We start from the raw sequence: 16740 nt of genomic DNA on the forward strand, positions 1-16740 counted from the left end.
GTTTCCCGTATGGTAGAATTATTAGCCCCTGCGGGAAATATTGAATCTCTGGATGCCGCTATTGGTGAAGGCGCGGACGCTGTTTATCTTGGTCTCAAAAGCTTTAATGCGCGAATGCGAACTTCCAACTTTGCGTGGAATCAGTTTGAAGCGGCTGTAGAGAGCCTTCATAAAAAACAGAAGAAGGTTTATGTAACTGTAAATACAGTCTGTGAAGAACGCGAAACAGAGCGTCTTTATCGTTTTCTCTCTTATCTGAATGAAGTAGGACCAGACGGTCTTATCGTACAGGATTATGCCATTATGCGTATGGCTCAGGAGTTCTTTCCAAATCTTGAACTTCATGCTTCTACTCAGATGAATGTTGAGAGTGCCTCTGCGGTTAAACTTTTACAGGGTTGCGGTGTAAAGCGCATGGTTCTTGCCCGCGAGCTTGGTCTTGAAGAAATCAAAAAAATCAAGACAGAAACTGGTGCCGATCTTGAAGTTTTTGTACACGGTGCTTTGTGTGTAAGTGAAAGTGGTCTCTGTCTTTTCTCAAGCTTCCTTGGCGGAAAATCCGCTAACCGTGGTATGTGTACTCAGGCCTGCCGTCGTTTCTATACTGCCGAAGTTCCTGGTGGTGTACGACAGGGGTATTATTTTTCTCCTTGTGATCTTGAACTGATTGAAAAGATTCCGGACTTAATTGAAGCCGGTGTTGATTCTTTCAAGATTGAAGGACGCATGAAGAGTGCAGAGTATGTAGGAAGTGTTGTTTCTGCATACCGTTATGTAATTGATCATTATAAAGAAGATAAGAAGGGTGCTATTGCTGCAGGTAAGCGTATGCTTGCTTCTGACTTTGCTCGCAGCAAGACTTCTTACTGGTATGGATTTAAGTCTCTTGAAGACGGTGTAAATAATGCTGCTTCTGCTATTTTGAATCCGGATCAGGCTGGTGGAACCGGTATTTATCTTGGAAAGATTTCTGCAACTAAGGCAGCTCCAAGAGAACTTGTAGAAGCCATTGTAGAAAACATGAGTGATGATGTACCTCTGGAACAGAAGCATATTCAGATGGCTTTGCTTAAGGGCGGCTCTTATGATCCTGATCCAGGCGATTCAATCCGTCTTCATAAAAAAGATGATACCGGCCGTGTAAGCCATAAGGTTCATTCTGTTGAAGTTCAGGATAACGGTGAGCGCTGGATTGATATTCCTAGTGGTTTCTCTATCGGTGATGAAGTATATCTTCTTCAGATTAAAGCCGGTTCAAAACGCTATAACCGCGTACTTCCTAATGACCTCGGTCGTTACAGAAAACAGCCTAAAGATGAAAGACTTCCAGTTCTTGATGTAACTCCAGTTGCAGGTAAAGAACTTGCTTACTTCCCTGAAGGAATCTACGCTCAGGTTTCTTCTGTTCAGGATGTATTTGCCGTACAGGGACTTAAGCCTGTCCGCCTTATTCTCGAATACAACAGCGAAACTGCTTACGACCTGCTTAATCATAAAACTGTTCTGCCTTTCTCTAAAAAGCAGATTTATATTTCTCTTGATCCGTTCTGTTCTGCAGCACAGGAAGATAAGCTCAAAGAAGAACTTGACCGCCTTATTGAAGACGGTTACATGAACTTTGTTGCAAACAATATAGCACATCTTCAGATGCTTAAAGGTACTAAGACAAATATTATTGCAGGTCCTTATCTGTACACCTTCAACCGCTGGGCTGTAAGCTGGCTTGAAAATCAGAATGTTGGTGCATTCATCATGCCATATGAAAACAGTCGCCGTAACCTTGAAGCAACCTGGGAACAGAATGTCCGGGCCCGTGTACTTGTTCCGGTTTTTGCTTATCCGGCTTTGTTCCGTATGCGTTTTAAGCTTCCTTCTGATTATGACTTTACATATTTTGAAGACAAGGAAAATTCTGTATTCAAGGTAAACTCAACAGCTGACGGTTCCTTTGTTATGCCGGAAGAGCCTTTTGCTATTACTGATAAAACTGACTTTATTACAAGTTCAGGCTTTAAGCGTCTGCTTATAGACTTCTCAAAGACTAAGGTTTCCCGCAGTCAGATAAAGGCTATTACAACTTCCATGCTGAAAGGTCAGCCGCTTCCAGGAGTTTCACGTTTCAACTGGAAAGACGGTTTCTATTCCCCTCAGCAAATGGAAGAATACAGACTTTCTAATGAAAGAGCTGCAGAGCGTAAGGTTGCCGCTGCACAAAAAGCAGGTAAGCCTGCCCGTGGTGGTTATAGCAAACCGAACCGCGGTGGCAGCGGCAAGCGTCGCTAGAATACTGCCTCCTCCTCAGTTGTCTGAGCTGGAGCAGTTTCCTGTTCTGCTTCAACTTTCTGTTCCGGGGCAGCGGTTTCTTCCGCTGCCTCTGTCTTTTTAACAGGCTTATACTCAATGTGTTCTGCAACCACGTACACCTTGCTTGTACTCTTACCATTACTGTCCTTCCAGGTGTCCTGTTTAAGTCTTCCTACGACACGAACACCGCGTCCCTTTTTAGCTTTTTCCCCGCAGTATTCGGCCATATTTCCATACGCTTCAACATCAAAGAATGATGCTTCATTTACATCCTGATTGTTTCTGTTCTTGTAGAAACGGTTGACGCCAATTGTAAACATACATTTCTTAAAACCTGGTGCAGGTTCAGAAAGAACTGAATCTCTTACAAGGTTTCCTTCCAGAATCAAAGAATTTAAATTGTTCATATAACAACCTCTTTGTAAAGTTTTTAAAATGATTTCCGGCCGGGCAATCACAAATCGGACACAAAATCCGTACACCTATATAATTGCCACGATATGTTTTTTTTGACCAAATTTTTGAAAAAAAAGTTTAAAAAATGAGAAAAATTTAGATTTTTGATGAATTTTGTCATGCTGAAGTTGTTTCAGCATAAAAAAAATCCCGACCTTGAAACAAGTTCAGGTCGGGATGACTTAGATCTTATTGGAAATTACTTACAAGACGCAGCATATAAAGAATTACATATTCTGTAAGTGCTTTGTCTTCTTTGATTTTCTGCATGTTCGGTGTGTTTACAAGAGTCTTTGCAAGGTTTTCTACACGCTCGCGTGTAAATGAAGTTGCAGAAAGTGTTTTTACAACACGTCTTGTATAATCGCGGATAAGGGCATTTACATCTTCTGTCAGATTATTGTAAGCTTCCTTGGAAATCATTTTGTTCCATTGCTTAGTAAGGTAATTCAACTCTCGGTCAAGAGTAGAACCTTCTGGAACAAGGTCTTGTGCAATTTCTTTTGCATTTGCAGCAAGAGCTTGAGTTTTAGTTTTCTTAGGCCCTGTGTCTGGTTTCTTCTCTTCCTCTTCAAATGGATTCTTCTCTACAATAACACTTGATGTAGAACGTTTCTTTTCTTTATTTTTTCCACTGAACAGGCTCATAATCCATGAGATTATAGGAAGCGTATAGTAGAATGGAAGCCGTGCTTTTGCATTTGCATAGATTTTTGAATTCTTAAGCATGAGCAAATCGCTGTAAGGCAAAAGCTTACCATCAACAAAAAGACGGAAACCATCAAGGTTATCTTCATTATTTTCGTAAGAAAGAATATTCATAAAGTTTGCATTCAAAAGCGAGTAGAGGATTGGTGAATGCTTTTCTACAAGCTCGTGAAGGCAGGCTTCAAATTCTGAAGCATTTGTCATTTCCGGAAGTCGTTCAAAATCAAGCAGAACATCGTACCAGTGATCTTCCAGAGTTTTTTCAACAGATTCATGTGCTTCATTACAAAGTCGGACAACTACCTGGCTTACCTTTTTCTTGTAAACATAATAGCGGGTTCCAGATTCAGCCTTAAATACCAGAATCTGAGGAAGCTCATTTGCTTCTCCATCTGTTGTCATTTTCTGGAGGAAGTTTTTAAGGTCATCTTCTGTGTACTGGCCGTAAAGAAGGCGGCCGTTGTTATCCTGGAATTTGAGAATCTGAGGCATTGAATAGAAATATGGCGGCTTTGCAAGAGCTGATTCCAGTTCTTTAATTGCTTCTTCACGTTTATGTTCATTCTGGAATTTTTCTTTAAGATAAGAACTGTGTAATTCAAGAATCTGAACTGCCTGAAGAACATTTGTATCCTCAGCAGTGCGGTCCTGAATCTTTTCAAAATCCTGACGGATATAGTAAAGAGACTGATTCCAGATATAGTAATCTTCACCGTCTGTAAACTCTGCAAACTGATAATTCTCTGTATCAACAAAATGTGTGTAGAAATTCTTAATTGAGATTTCTTTTGTAGGATTTGTACTTCTGAGCTTTTTTAGGAAGTAATCATGGAATTCATCTTTTTTAAGGATTTTACGAACCTTCTGCTGTGCTGTATCAAGTAAAGCCTTTATTGGTACACAGGCAGGAATAAGCATAGATGGAAGGTCACGGGAAAAATCAAGAATATAGAGTAAAGGTGATTTTAAATTATCCTTTTCGATTATCGCAGGAATGTACTGACTTGCTGCTTTATGCTCAAGCACCTGATTTGGAAACTGTTTAGGAAGATCAGAAGCCTGTGGATAAGGAATAGACTCATTCTTCATCATTTCCTTATAGAGATTTGCATATTTGGAAGCAAGGAATGTTATAGAAACAATAGTCTTTTTATTGTTTGAATTGATAATGGCAACAAGTTTTTTTTCTGAAAGTCCCTGTAGTTCAGCAACTACAGTACCGCTTGGGTCTCCAAGATATTTTACAAGTTCACTTTGTTCTTCAACATGATGTTCTGCGTATTTTTTTACATAAGCACAGAACTCCTTTAAATCAATAAATGGGGATTTCTGTTTTTCTGCATAGTAGCGGATAATTGCACTTAAATTAGATGTTGTTGCCATAATTGAATATTTTATACCATAAGTTTGTTTTTTTAAAGCATTTTAGTTGACAGCAGGCATTTTGTGCGTTATATTATACTACGTCAGACGTAGTACGACAGTCGTTGCAACGACAAACAAAGCAACGTCAGTCGTATTATATCACCGGAGGTTGTAAATGACATCAATCAGCAGTGATGTTATACGAGGGTATAACGACACAATGATTTTGTATTTACTCCAGAAAAAGCCTTCGTACGGATACGAAATTTCCAAAGACATTAAGTCCTTGTCCGCGGAAAAGTACATCATAAAGGAAACGACCCTTTATTCAGCCTTTACCCGTATGGAAACTAATGGTTATGTGGAATCCTATTCTCAGGATGCTGAAAATGGAAAACGGAGAACATACTACCGCATAACAGATAAAGGACGGAGTTATTACAAAGAGAAGTGTGAAGAGTGGAACCTCACTAAAGAGGTTGTAGAGAAGTTTATATCTAATGAGGGATAAAATGGAGACGATTAGAAACTATCTTGAATCAATGTTCCGCGGACTTCCGCAGACAGACAAAATCATGCGTGCAAAATCTGAACTTCTTCAGATGATGGAAGACAAATATACCGAGCTTATCAGAAGCGGTAAAACAGAAAATGAGGCAGTTGGTGATGTAATTCAGAATTTTGGTAATCTGGAAGATCTGGCAGAAGATCTTGGAATTAAAGACATTCTGCATCAGACAAAGTATTCAGATGTTCAGCGTAGAAAACTTTCTTTTGATGAAGTAACAGATTTCCTTGCTGCAAAAAAGAGAGCAATCATAATGAAATCAACCGCAATCTGTCTGTTCATAATCAGTGTAATTTTTCCGATACTTTCAGATACATTAGATATTTCTGAAAAGATAGGTGTTGTCCTGATGTTCCTGGCTATTGGCTGCGGAGTAATGTTCATGTGTCTAACAACCACAATTATGGAACCATGGCGTTATATTAAAAACGAACCATGCAGTATAGATGCAATTTCCATCGATTATCTGAAAAATAAGATCCGTGATTTTACACCAACTTACAGTGTACTTTCTTCAGTAGGTGTACTCTTGTGTATTTTGTGTTTTATTCCGGCAGTAATCTTTGATGAATTTGGCGGATGTTTTATGGATGAGCTTGGTGGAGTAATGCTGTTTGTATTCGTGGGAGCCGGAGTATTTTTAATGGTCTTTGCAAAATCAATGAAAAGAGCATACCTCAACCTTTTGAATATCAATGAGAAAATCGAGTTTTATGAAATAGGAAAAGGAGATAATAAGATGATTGAAAATAAAAATGTAAAAGTTATTTTGAGTGCTTACTGGTCTGTAGTTACCTGTATTTACCTTTGTGTAAGTTTCCTTACTTTCCAATGGCATATTACCTGGCTTATCTGGCCTGTTGCAGCTGCAATACATACAATCATAAAGGCAATTTATGCAGTTGAACCTTCAGAAAAAGAAAATAAAAAATCTGTAGAAAAAGAAGATGAATAGGAGTTAAAAATGAAAAAAACAATTTTTCTTATTGTTCTGGGTGTAGTTACAGTTTTCTGTATCATTTATGGAACAACAAAACATGTTGGCGGAACTTTCAGAGTTAGTGGTTTTCCATTTATTCGTATTGGAAATAATCTGGAAGATGATAATGATAATTATAATGAGGAGAAAAGAGAATCTATGGAACTGATACTGGAAAAGTTTTCATCAATCAGAATTAATGCAACTATTATGGAACTTAAAATTGAAGAAGGGGAACAGTTTAAGCTTGAAAGTACTTATACAAGAGACTTGCTTAAGCCTGAGTGTTCTGTGAATAACGGAACTCTGGAAGTAAGTCAGCCAAAACAGAAGAATGGGGTCAATGGCGGTAACAATAACTGCAGGGTAATAATTACAATTCCCAGCGGTACTAAACTTAGCGATATTGATATTAATTCCAATGTTGGTGATATAAAACTTCGTAAGCTTATAGCAGAAACTATAGATATTGATTTGAATGTTGGAGAAGTTTCTGTACGTGATGTTGAGTTTGAAAAGATTGATGTAGATAACAATGTTGGTGAAATTTCAATATATCCTGAAGGAAATATCGATGATTACAGTATTTCAGTTTCTACAGATGTAGGCGGGGTACGTGTAGGCGGTAAACATTATAAGAGAAATTATAATTCTAAGGGAAACGGAAAGAAGCGAATCAGAACAAATACCAATGTTGGTGAAGTTAATATTAGATAAAAATCCAGGAGTCAGGAAATGAAAAAATGTGCAACATTTGCAATTGGATTATTTAGTATACTGATGCCGTTTTCTGCGATAGAAATGACTTCTTTGCAGAATGTAAAATTTGTGCTTGCAGATAAAGCAAAAGGAAAAGAGCTTTTGACAACAGAAGATGATTTTGTACTTGCTCAATCTGAATTTGACCGTTCTGCAAGACTTAAGGTTTCAAGAACTGTTTCAAAGGAAGAATATCTGACATTTGTTGGTGAACAGGCTATGGACTGGACAAAGGATGAGAAGAAAACTTTTGAAGCAAACTTTAAGAAAATTAAAGAACTTGGAAAAAAATATAATCTGAATTATCCAAAGACAGTTTATTTTGTAAAAACTACCGGGCGCGAAGAAGGAATGTCTGCATATTGCCGCAGTCAGAATATTGTAGTTATTCCTCAGGGAATGGCTGCTAACAAAGATGCTTTGCTTAATCTTTGTATTCATGAGCTTTTCCATATTTTCTCTAAGAACAATCTTGATGTGCGGGAAAAACTTTACAGCCTTGTTGGTTATTACAAAACGGGAGAACTTAAGCTTCCAGAAGAACTTGGAAAATTGAAGATTACTAATCCGGATTCGGTTGTGAATAATTATTATTTCAAGGGAACTGTGAATGGACAGAGCATAAATGTAATGCCGCTTCTTATTGCAGCAAGTCCATATGATGAAAAAAGAGGCGGAGAATTCTTTGAGTATATGATTTTTACCTTTGGTGAAGTTAATACAGGAGATGTATGTACTCTCGCTATGGAGAACGAGAATCCGAAACTGATTCAGTTTGAGCAGGTGAGCGACTATATGGAAAAGGTAGGTCAGAATACAGACTATATTATTCATGCAGAAGAAATTCTTGCAGATAACTTTGTAATTCTTCTGAATAATAAGAAAAATATTCCAAGTCCTGAACTTACAGCTTCCATTAAAGAAGTGTTGGAATTGAAATAAACCCGATAAAGGGGTAAAATGGATGTATGATAATTTCAAATCGTGTTAAAAATCTGCATCCATACGTTCCAGGCGAACAGCCTAAAGACCGTGTCTATATAAAGCTTAATGCTAATGAAAATCCATACGCGCCTTCTCCAAAAGTTCAGAAGGCCGTTATGGATTTCGTAAATAACAATCCTGAAAAACTGGGCCTTTATCCTGACCCAGATTCTCTTGAACTTCATGCAGCTCTTGCTGAAATGCTCAACAAAAGCGGTGGAGTTCTTTGCCGTGCTAAGGTTTGCGGTGAAAACGTTGAGCCTTCAGAGCAGGATAAAATTCCTTTTACAGTTACTCCAGATATGATTTACACAGGAAACGGAAGCGATGAGGTTTTGTCTTTCGTTTTCTATGCATTCTTTGATTCTTCAAAACATTTTGTAATGCCGGAATTTACATACAGCTTCTATCCTGTATATGCCGGCTTCTATAATATTCCGATGGACCAGGTTCCTCTCAAAGAAGACTGGTCTCTCGATACTGACGAAATGCTCAAGCGTGCAGCAAAAAATGAAGGCGGTATAATTTTTGCAAATCCTAATGCACCTACAGGTCTTGGACTTACCCGCGACCAGGTTCGCGAAATGCTAAAAAAGGCTTCGAGCGATGAGATTTTTATTGTTGATGAAGCTTATGTTGATTTTGGCGGTGAGTCTTGTATTCCACTTCTTGCAGAGTTCAAGAATCTTGTGATTGTAAGAACTTTCTCTAAGAGTCTTTGCGGAGCTGGTCAGCGGCTTGGTTATATTGTTGCGAATCCGGAACTGGTAAATATCGTAACTACTGTAAAAAACAGCGTAAACCACTTTCCGATTGATGCTGTTGCACAGGTGAGTGGAACTGCTGCCTGCCGCGATGTTCCTTATTATGTAGAGACTTCACGCAAGGTAGCTGATGAACGTGATAAGTTTTATAACTTTTTGCAGGAAAAAGGGTTTTATGTTTTGAAGAGCGAAACAAACTTTTTGTTCGCAAAACATCCGAAGATCAGCGGGGATGAACTTTATAAAAAGATTAAAGAGCAGGGCCTTTTGATAAGGCACTTTGCAACTAAGGGAATTGAAGATTTTGTACGTATCACAATTGGTACGGCAGAGCAGATGGATGAACTTAGAAAAGCAATAGAAAAAGCAGTGTCATGCTGAATTTGATTTGGGATGACAGGGGGCGTTGCGGGGTGTCCCCGCAGAAGGGGTAGCGAGCAACGATGTGCGAGCGAGGGGAAGGCTTTCCCCTTCTATAGGAGTATGATTATGAAGATTTTAGTTATAAGTGATTTACATGCACATAATGATGTGCTGGATAAGATGGATTCTCTTTTTGAGCAGGCTGATGCTGTTGTATTTGGCGGTGACTTTGCTGAATGCTTTAAGCCAAAAACTGGAAAGGCTGCGCTTGAAAAACTTTGTGCTAAACACGATACAATTTTTGCTGTTCTTGGTAACTGCGATAATGAAGATTTTATGGAAGAACTTGAGAATCAGGATATCTGTGTAGAAAAGGCTCTTGTGTTCCATGAAGGTCTTGGTTTTGCTGGTAGCGGTGGTGGAACTATATTTACCGGTAAAACTGAATTTGAAAGAACTGAAGATGAGGTTCTTTCTGATTTTGATATTGTTCTGAACTCGGTTGAACAGAGCGGGGATGAAAGCTTGTGGCAGAGTCTTATTCTCGTAAGTCATAATCCACCGGTTGCAGATAAGCTTGATTCTTTTGACGGTGAGCATCATGCGGGAAGCCAGAAGTTTACTGACTTCATTAAAGAGCATAAGCCGCTTGCTGTTGTTTGTGGTCATATTCATGAAGGTGCTGGAATTGAAAAAATCGGTGATACTGTTGTAATCAATCCTGGCAGCCTTGGAGAAAAAGAAACTTATGCATGGCTTGAGGTTGCTAAAGAAGGTGACGGCTGGAAGGTTGTTTCTTCTGAAATGTGTAAACTCTAGTTTGAGGGAAAGGGGGCGAGTAGTGCGAAAAAACTTTAAGATTGCTGTATTTTTTATATCCGCTTTTTTAATGGCTGCAGGCAGTTTTGCTCAGACTTCATTTTCGCACATAAGTCTTGTTACCTTCCGCTCAAATCTTTCATATACTATTGGTGAGGATACTCAGGCTTACACTGCTGAACGTGAACTCCTTCCTTTCTCAATCAATAAATTTGAAACTACATATACATTGTGGCATTCGGTTCGTATGAAGGCTGAAAAAATCGGGTATAACTTTGCAAATCCAGGCCAGGCTGGTTCGAATGGAAAACGAGGGGCTGCACCTACGGATGATAATTATGCTCAGCCTGTTACCATGATTAACTGGTATGATGCTGTTGTCTGGTGTAATGCTTTGAGTGAGGTTCGCGGTAAAGAGCCTTGTTATACTTATAATGGTGAAGTTATCCGAGATTCAGCAGATACTGCAGCGTGTGATTTGTGTGTCTGTAACTGGAACTGTAATGGTTATCGTCTGCCAAGTGAAGCTGAATGGGAATATGCTGCGAGAAGAACCAGAGAAGGTTTTCAGCGCGGCGACCTGATAAGCGGACAGATTTCTGCTGAATATGAAGAAGGGCTTTTATATGCCTGGACAAGTGAAAATGCTTCGAGTTCTCATAATGTAGGAACTGCGGGTGTACCATTTGATCCTGGTGAGCAGTCTTATCCTGCAAGCGGTAATGCAAATGCTGCAGGCCTTTTTGATATGAGCGGTAATGTTATTGAATTCTGCTGGGACTGGTTTGAAGACTATACTTCTGATAACCCGCATGGACCTTCTGTGGGCTTTGAAAGAGTAAGCCGCGGCGGCAGCTGGTCAGAGTATACAATGTTCCTCTATGCCGGCGACCGCTACAGCTACGATCCTAACGAATGTTATAATTACATGGGCTTCAGAATTTGCTGTACAGCCCGTTAACTTAATCTTTTTTCCTGCTTTTTAATTTTCTTTGTCTCTGCCTTAAGTTTCTGCTTCTGCTTTCTATTCATCTGTTTTGCTTTTTTGATGGCACCAACAGTTTCTTTGTTCCAGTTGAGCATCCAGCTGCAGAGGAATACTGAAACAAGACAAATCACAGTTGCAATCAGAACAGGAATGTAGCCCGGCAGATCATCAAACGGCAGTTTAAAGTTCATTCCAAAGAAACTTGTTACAAAAGTTGGAGCCATCATAACCAGGTTGATGATTGCGAGCTTTTTCATTACGACGTTCAGGTTGTTTGAGATTACGGAAGAGTAGGCATCCATTACACCAAAAAGAATGTTCGAATAGGTGTCGGCCATTTCAATAGCCTGGCGGTTATCGATTGTAACTCCTTCAACAAAATCAAGGTCATCTTCATCAAACTTAATAAGACGGGTACCTTTCATCTTCATCAGCAAAAGTGAATTACTCTTGAGGGAAGTTGTAAAGTAAACAAGAGATTTTTCGAGTCCAAGCATGAGGATGATTTCTTTGTTTTCAATCTCAAGTCTCATTTCGTTCTGAATGCTTGTAGAGCGGCGGTTGATTTCCTTAAGGTAACGCAGGAAGTTTAAGTTGGCGCGGTTGATAATGTGTACGATGAAAGACGGGAAGTCGTTTAATCGGACGTTGCGGACTCTGTTAGAGCCAAAGTCTTTAAGCACTTCACAGTCTGTCCAGCAGATTGTGATGATTGTCTTTCCTTTAATGATAATGCCGACCGGCCCGGTGAAATATGGCGTTTCAGCTGCGGGGTCGTAGAACGGAACCCGGACGATTGTAAGAATGTATCCTGAATCACCGTCTTCAATACGTGAAAGCTCATCCGGGTCAAGAATATCCAGAATATGATCCTGCTCAATCTGATACTCTTCCTGAAGGAATGTAGTCTCATCACGTGTAACATTACGTGCGTCTACCCAAAGAGGAAGCTTTGTATTTATTTCATCTTTTTTGGTCTTAGAGAACTGGCCATCAATCTGCTGCCAATATGTAATCATAGTTAACCTCGTTAAAAATTTTTATGAGGCCTCGATGACTTTTGTGTGATTTTTATGCGTGATTTGTCAGGAGGCTTGTATTAGAAATTAATGAACGTATGGGATAACTCGAGCCGCTGTCCATAAGTGTGCCTCCTGAATAACAGATTAAAATATCAAACTGATAAATATAATTTTACTGAATTTAGGCTAAGAGTGCAAGTTTTTGGAAAAAAATGCATTAAATAATGCTTTTTTTTAAGTTTTTTTTGAAAAATTGGTCAAAAATGTTCTATCACACCTAATTTATAGGTGGAGGTTAAATATCTTGAGACGGGCGTTTGTTAAGTTTTCCGGGCGGATGAAAAAGGGTCTGCTGATTTTTGTTGTTGTGCTGGCTTTTTGTCATGCTGTGGTTGCGCAGAGTACAGGCTTCAGCTGGGATTTTGCGGATTGTGAGATTAAAGACATCTTGTTTGCGGTGTCGATGGATACTGGAATTTCGATTGTTCCTGATGACACTGTTAGTGGTAAAGGCGATTTGAAATTTGCAGGCGGTAACTTTGATTTAGCTTTTGAGTCTTTTCTGAGAACTAACAGATTGTTTGTGAAACGTGATGGCAGTATATGGACTGTGAGCAGAATTCAAGTTTCGATGGAAAATGGATTGTTTTCTGTTGAAGCGTATGATTTGCTTCCAGTGCAGATTATTGAAAAGCTGTCTGAGGTAATGGATAAGGTTGTAACGTTTGAGACGTTACCGGCGCAAAGGATTTCGGTGTGCTTTAAGGGAGTTGATGAAACTGTCTTAATGGATTGTCTTGCAAAACGTTTTGGTGTTTATGACGTTGTACAGGATGATGCTGGATATCATTTTGTGAAAAAGACTGATATACGTGGCAATGGCGTGCTTCGTAATGAGTTTTTTTCGGGAATGGTAAAAATCGAAATGCTTGAAAGTGGGGCTGTTTCTGTTGATGTAGAAGATTGCAGTTTTTCTGTGATTTTGAACAGATTGTTTGAAAATGAAAGTTATTGTCTGCTTTCTGATGGTGAAAGTAAAATTCAGAGGTCTGTTTTTGTCGGATCGGATTTTAAAGATACTCTGAGTATTCTTTGTTCGCAGTGCGGATTTGACTTTGTTTATGAAAACGGCATCTATTACATTTTTGCAAAGCCTTCTGTCCGTGAAGAGCTTATAAGCGGAAAACGCACCTGGCGTAAATTTACTCTCCGTTTTACTAAGTCTCAGGATTTTTTAACCTTTGTGTATAAGCGTGTTGGAAAACTGGAAATACTTCCGCTTCCAGATGAATTCTCTTTTCTGTGTTATGCAAGTGAATCAGAGACTGCTGCCATTGAGGAGTTAATGTCCGAGGCAGATATTAAGCTTTCAACTTATGTGGTTAATCTTAAGTATCTTAAGCCGTCAGAATTCCTGGAGCATTTACCGCCTGCGGTGGATCGTTCTTCTCTTTTTATGGCGGATGATTCTGCACGGCTATATTTTAAGGGAACAGAAGAAGCCTATGAAGTTTTGTGTGAACAGCTTGAGGTTTGTGATAAGCCTGCTGTTCGTCTTAGTTATGATCTTTTGATTTTGCAGTATGACGAGACTGTTCAAAATAACTGGACCTCTTCCTTTGGAGTAAAACGTCTTACTGTAGGAGACAGGAACGGTGTTTCTGCAGTACTCGGTTCTGTGATGGGCTTTAATCTTAATGTAGTAACAGCCTTCGGTTTAACTTTTGCAGCAGAACTTCAGGGATCAATCGAAGAAAATAAGGCCCGGGTTTATGCGGATACAACTTTGCATGGTGTTTCAGGCCGGGAAATACATTTTGAGAATACGAATACTTACAGGTATCGGGATAATAATGTAGACCCGGAAACCGGAAAGCCGATTTACTCTGGAGTAACAAGAGAGATTGCATCAGGTATAAAACTTGATGTTCTTGGCTGGGTAAGCGGTGACGGAATGATCACAAGTAAGGTTACGGCTTCTGTATCCCGCAGAGGAAATGATACTTCAGGGCTCACGGGTAATCCCCCTCCAACTTCCGAAAAACTTGTTACTACTGAAGTTTGCAGTAAAAGCGGAGAACCTGTTGTTTTGAGTGGGCTCGTCCAGACTGCAGAAAGTGAGCAGCAAAAACGAAGTCCACTGATTTCTAAAATCCCAATTATTGGAAATCTGTTTAAGAATAAGAATTCAATTCAGGAAAAAATGCAGATGGTAATTTATCTTGTTCCGCATATTACCGGGGGTGAGGCGTTTGAAGATTCTGGGAATGGAATTGCGGATTTAGCATGGGCGAAAGAATCTTTATGGAATCTTTTAGCTGATTATTCTGAGGGAAAACTTTCAAAGGAGACAGGTGATGAACAGAAATTATGAGTTTAATCTTACTCCTGCTTACTGCCTTTACAATGGGGCTGCTGTGCTGGAACAGAACGGTGCGAGTATTCGTTTTCTTGTTGAAAATAAAAATGATGCAGTTTTATGCGGACGCCTTTCGAGAGCATTCGAAAATCATATTGCAAATATCAGACAGTTGAAGGATTGCCCGGAACAGTTCCATCGCCTGATAAAAATTGATTTTGAAAATGGTACCAGAAGTCAGCTTAGAAAATGTGTTTCGAAACTTTATAGGGCAGGTGAGTTTGGATTAGTAAAAGATGCATCTGATTCTGAGGAAGCTAAAAATCAGAAAGAAGCTGCTGCTGTTTTGCTTCTGGACAGTATCTTAAATGAAGCAAGATTTAGAAAAGCGACTGACATTCATATTGAAAAGAGTTGTGTACGTTTAAGAGTGAACGGAAGACTTGAAAAATATATTGAACTTCAGAGTGAAAAAAGTGTGGAGCTTATTCAGAGAATCAAATTGCTTGCAGGTATGAATGTAATTGAAAACAGAGTTTGTCAGGATGGGCAGTTTATATATGGAAATAAAAATCCGTTCTTCATAAGAGTATCTGCTATGGCTGTTGTTGGCGGTGGGAAGGTATGTGAAGAATCAATAGTCATGAGACTTTTAGATACTTCACGAATACCACTGACTTTGGGCGAACTGGGATTCAATTCCTTACAGCTTGAAAAACTTTGTGGTGAGAATGGTTTGATTTCATTGCCAAATGGTCTTGTTCTGGTATGTGGACCAACTGGTTCAGGAAAATCAACATCTGTTGCAGCTCTTCTTGTTGAAATTGAAAAACGTACTTCAGGAACTCTGAAAATAATAAGTCTTGAAGATCCACCTGAATATGTAATACCAGGCGTAACACAGGTAAAAATTGATGAACGGAATGGTTTTTCTGAAGCAATAAATCATCTTTTCAGACAGGATCCTGATGTAATTATGATTGGTGAGATTCGGGATGAGGAAAGTGCAGCTACCGCTTTAAGAGCTTCTCTTACCGGGCATCTTGTTTTTGCAACACTTCATTCTGGAGGCGCTGCAGAATCTATATTCAGACTTGAAAATCTGGGGATTCAAAGAAATCTGTTATGTCAGGTGCTGCGGGGAATAATCTGCCAGCAGTTGAATGAGCTTGGCGGAAAAATGAGGTTATATGCTGATATTGCAATTCCTTCTGAAAACTTTGGTGAAAGGGCAATTACAGCAAACTCTGAAGAACAGCTGGAAAAGTATATCGAACATTTTACCAATTACAGCGAAATACTTTGTGAAACAATGAAACTTTTTAAGGCACAGTCAAAACGAAGTAAAGGAAAGAAGAAATCAATAATTCCATTTTATACCAGGGGGCGTGAGGATGCTGGAATTCACAAAGGCATTGTATGAGCTTTTTATCAGACAAGGACTTACATTAACTCAGAGTCTATTAATCATGCGTGCGAAGCCGAGAAAAGATCGTGTCAACAGAGCTGCAGCCTCAATTTATGCAGCGCTTGAAAATGGAAGCCTTTTTTCAAATGCATTAAAAGTTTGCAAAGACTGTACCTTTGATCCTGTTTATATTTCCTTTATCAGTATTGCAGAAAAGAACGGAGATTTGAAATCAACACTTTCCTTTCTTAAGCAGAAACTTGAACGCGAAGCAGAGTGCAGAAAGAAAATAAAAGGTGCTTTGGTATATCCCATCTTTGTAGTTATGGTTTCAGTTGCAGCAACAATATTTATTGGACTTTATACAAAGACTGCAGATTTTCAGGTACTTATGAAATATGTTCTTGGATTGTTTACAGTCTGTATGTTTCTTATTTTTTTGATTATAAAAATGCTTGGCGAGAGCAGATTATTTGAATCTTTTACAGCTGTTGATTTCTTGCTTCGAAATGGAATTGAACTATCTGTGGCTGTTGGCTGTGCAATTCAGATAGCTGGCCCTTCGAGTAGAATCGGTAGATTTTTTGAAAATGCGCGCATTAAACTTTTGTATGGAATGAATCTGCAGAATGCATTTTTACCTTCAGATGAATATAAAGGCTTCTATAATTCAAAACTTCAGGAAGCATTTTATTATGCAGATACTGGTGGCAGTAAAGAAGATCTCTTTAGAAAAATTGCAGGCTATCTGGAAGAAGAAAAAGAACGAAGCCGGAATATCTGTATTTCATTGATTGAACCGCTTTTTATAGTTATCACAGGTGGCTTTATTCTTGTACTTCTGATGACATTCTTTATGCCGCTTATCAATAATATCGCATTTATGTAAACGGG

The 16740-nt window shown here is 39.0% G+C and carries 14 protein-coding genes; 11 read left to right on the forward strand and 3 right to left on the reverse strand.

All coding sequences use genetic code 11. From position 1 onward, the window contains the following. The first annotated feature begins 9 nt into the window (after positions 1-9). Positions 10-2283 carry a U32 family peptidase gene (locus tag BMY21_RS07835; RefSeq protein ID WP_074642542.1) on the forward strand — a complete coding sequence of 758 codons (2274 nt, stop codon included), beginning with the start codon at positions 10-12 and terminating at the stop codon, positions 2281-2283. Here BMY21_RS07835 and BMY21_RS07840 read toward each other — a convergent pair. Next, positions 2280-2711 carry a single-stranded DNA-binding protein gene (locus BMY21_RS07840; RefSeq protein WP_074642544.1) on the reverse strand — a complete coding sequence of 144 codons (432 nt, stop codon included), beginning with the start codon at positions 2709-2711 and terminating at the stop codon, positions 2280-2282. The two genes, BMY21_RS07835 and BMY21_RS07840, sit on opposite strands and share 4 nt — an antisense overlap. A gap of 238 nt (positions 2712-2949) precedes the next feature. After that, entirely contained in the window at positions 2950-4851 is a 1902-nt protein-coding gene (locus tag BMY21_RS07845) for a hypothetical protein (RefSeq protein ID WP_074642547.1), read from the reverse strand. A gap of 157 nt (positions 4852-5008) precedes the next feature. Here BMY21_RS07845 and BMY21_RS07850 point away from each other — a divergent pair, with 157 nt between their 5' ends. From BMY21_RS07850 to BMY21_RS07880, 7 genes are all read left to right on the forward strand, one after another. Beyond that, positions 5009-5344, forward strand: a complete 336-nt coding sequence (locus BMY21_RS07850; protein ID WP_074642549.1) for a PadR family transcriptional regulator — start codon at positions 5009-5011, stop codon at positions 5342-5344. A gap of 1 nt (position 5345) precedes the next feature. Beyond that, positions 5346-6356 carry a permease prefix domain 1-containing protein gene (locus tag BMY21_RS07855; protein ID WP_074642551.1) on the forward strand — a complete coding sequence of 337 codons (1011 nt, stop codon included), beginning with the start codon at positions 5346-5348 and terminating at the stop codon, positions 6354-6356. A gap of 9 nt (positions 6357-6365) precedes the next feature. Beyond that, a complete protein-coding gene (locus tag BMY21_RS07860) occupies positions 6366-7097 on the forward strand; it encodes a DUF4097 family beta strand repeat-containing protein (RefSeq protein WP_074642553.1) in 732 nt (243 codons plus the stop codon). Positions 7098-7115: 18 nt separating this feature from the next. After that, the gene (locus tag BMY21_RS07865) at positions 7116-8081 is read left to right on the forward strand and encodes a hypothetical protein (RefSeq protein ID WP_074642554.1); all 966 of its coding nucleotides are present in this window, start codon (positions 7116-7118) and stop codon (positions 8079-8081) included. A gap of 26 nt (positions 8082-8107) precedes the next feature. Next, on the forward strand, positions 8108-9268 hold the full coding sequence (hisC, locus tag BMY21_RS07870; protein WP_074642556.1) for a histidinol-phosphate transaminase: 1161 nt from the start codon (positions 8108-8110) through the stop codon (positions 9266-9268). A gap of 108 nt (positions 9269-9376) precedes the next feature. Continuing rightward, a complete protein-coding gene (locus tag BMY21_RS07875; RefSeq protein WP_074642557.1) occupies positions 9377-10069 on the forward strand; it encodes a metallophosphoesterase in 693 nt (230 codons plus the stop codon). A gap of 22 nt (positions 10070-10091) precedes the next feature. Next, positions 10092-11030, forward strand: coding sequence for a formylglycine-generating enzyme family protein (locus BMY21_RS07880; protein ID WP_256210326.1), 939 nt, complete (start codon positions 10092-10094; stop codon positions 11028-11030). Here the strand turns inward: BMY21_RS07880 and BMY21_RS07885 are convergent. Further along, complete coding sequence (locus BMY21_RS07885; protein ID WP_074642559.1) at positions 11027-12076, reverse strand: magnesium transporter CorA family protein; 1050 nt, start codon at positions 12074-12076, stop codon at positions 11027-11029. The two genes, BMY21_RS07880 and BMY21_RS07885, sit on opposite strands and share 4 nt — an antisense overlap. Positions 12077-12416: 340 nt before the next feature. Here BMY21_RS07885 and BMY21_RS07890 point away from each other — a divergent pair, with 340 nt between their 5' ends. From BMY21_RS07890 to BMY21_RS07900, 3 genes are read left to right on the forward strand one after another with little or no spacing between them, the layout of a single operon-like run. After that, the gene (locus tag BMY21_RS07890; protein ID WP_074642562.1) at positions 12417-14453 is read left to right on the forward strand and encodes a type II secretion system protein GspD; all 2037 of its coding nucleotides are present in this window, start codon (positions 12417-12419) and stop codon (positions 14451-14453) included. Then, entirely contained in the window at positions 14437-15861 is a 1425-nt protein-coding gene (locus BMY21_RS07895) for a GspE/PulE family protein (RefSeq protein WP_074642564.1), read from the forward strand. Before BMY21_RS07890 ends, BMY21_RS07895 begins: the two co-directional genes overlap by 17 nt. Further along, positions 15833-16735, forward strand: coding sequence for a type II secretion system F family protein (locus BMY21_RS07900; protein ID WP_074642567.1), 903 nt, complete (start codon positions 15833-15835; stop codon positions 16733-16735). Before BMY21_RS07895 ends, BMY21_RS07900 begins: the two co-directional genes overlap by 29 nt. The last annotated feature ends 5 nt before the right edge of the window (positions 16736-16740 follow it).

The organism is Treponema bryantii (genome assembly GCF_900111035.1).
GTDB lineage: Bacteria > Spirochaetota > Spirochaetia > Treponematales > Treponemataceae > Treponema_D > Treponema_D bryantii_C.

Coding starts and splice junctions, on each gene's coding strand:
- BMY21_RS07835 (WP_074642542.1), top strand. CDS start 10: ATGGTAGAATTATTAGCCCCTGCGGGAAATATTGAATCTCTGGATGCC.
- BMY21_RS07840 (WP_074642544.1), bottom strand. CDS start 2,711: ATGAACAATTTAAATTCTTTGATTCTGGAAGGAAACCTTGTAAGAGAT.
- BMY21_RS07845 (WP_074642547.1), bottom strand. CDS start 4,851: ATGGCAACAACATCTAATTTAAGTGCAATTATCCGCTACTATGCAGAA.
- BMY21_RS07850 (WP_074642549.1), top strand. CDS start 5,009: ATGACATCAATCAGCAGTGATGTTATACGAGGGTATAACGACACAATG.
- BMY21_RS07855 (WP_074642551.1), top strand. CDS start 5,346: ATGGAGACGATTAGAAACTATCTTGAATCAATGTTCCGCGGACTTCCG.
- BMY21_RS07860 (WP_074642553.1), top strand. CDS start 6,366: ATGAAAAAAACAATTTTTCTTATTGTTCTGGGTGTAGTTACAGTTTTC.
- BMY21_RS07865 (WP_074642554.1), top strand. CDS start 7,116: ATGAAAAAATGTGCAACATTTGCAATTGGATTATTTAGTATACTGATG.
- hisC (WP_074642556.1), top strand. CDS start 8,108: ATGATAATTTCAAATCGTGTTAAAAATCTGCATCCATACGTTCCAGGC.
- BMY21_RS07875 (WP_074642557.1), top strand. CDS start 9,377: ATGAAGATTTTAGTTATAAGTGATTTACATGCACATAATGATGTGCTG.
- BMY21_RS07885 (WP_074642559.1), bottom strand. CDS start 12,076: ATGATTACATATTGGCAGCAGATTGATGGCCAGTTCTCTAAGACCAAA.
- BMY21_RS07890 (WP_074642562.1), top strand. CDS start 12,417: ATGAAAAAGGGTCTGCTGATTTTTGTTGTTGTGCTGGCTTTTTGTCAT.
- BMY21_RS07895 (WP_074642564.1), top strand. CDS start 14,437: ATGAACAGAAATTATGAGTTTAATCTTACTCCTGCTTACTGCCTTTAC.
- BMY21_RS07900 (WP_074642567.1), top strand. CDS start 15,833: ATGCTGGAATTCACAAAGGCATTGTATGAGCTTTTTATCAGACAAGGA.